This is a genomic window from Streptomyces sp. NTH33, from assembly GCF_003236365.1.
GTDB lineage: Bacteria > Actinomycetota > Actinomycetes > Streptomycetales > Streptomycetaceae > Streptomyces.
The window spans coordinates 1-592 of sequence record NZ_POTZ01001078.1; the positions used below are offsets into that span (position 1 = coordinate 1).

1 pseudogene is annotated in these 592 nt (G+C 70.6%); it reads left to right on the forward strand.

The window, feature by feature from the left end:
• Positions 1–385: pseudogene (locus tag C1I97_RS38555) on the forward strand (hypothetical protein); the annotation flags it as partial.
• Positions 386–592: the final 207 nt, after the last annotated feature.

The window sequence follows — 592 nt, forward strand, 5'->3', positions numbered from 1 at the left end:
GGCGAGCCTCAGCGCCGAACTGGCCCGCGAGGAGGCCGCCCCGGCGGCACACTCGGCACCGGCGGCGGACACCGGCCGGTTCCCCGCCGCACCCGCGTGGGACGAGGATTCGCTGCCCCTCTTCCCGCTCGAACCGCCCCGCACCGGCCGGGAACTCCTCGCCGACCACGTCACCGCGATGGTGTGCTGCGCCGCGATGGACACCGCGGGCGCCACCCCGGGCCTCGACTGGCTCGACGGCCCCGCCCTCCTGATCAACGGCGAGAGAGCAGCCGACCTCGGCCCCAAGGTGCTCGCCCTGGTCGAAAACGGTGATCCGGTGCCGCTGCGGGCCTGGTTGGTCGATTCGGGCATACGTCCGGAAAAACCGATACGACTGGTCTGACCTGCGCCAGTGCCGGGCCCACGGCCGCCTGACCGGATCTCCCGCTTCCACTTTCGGCCAATTCACAACGAATAGTGACAGCGTGCGTGCTTAATGTGGTGTGCTGGGACCGCCGACGCGTGTGGCAAACGCGTCCGACATACGACAGCCACCGACAGACCCGCACCGCCGCACGACAGACCACAGGGGCACGGCAGACCACGGGGG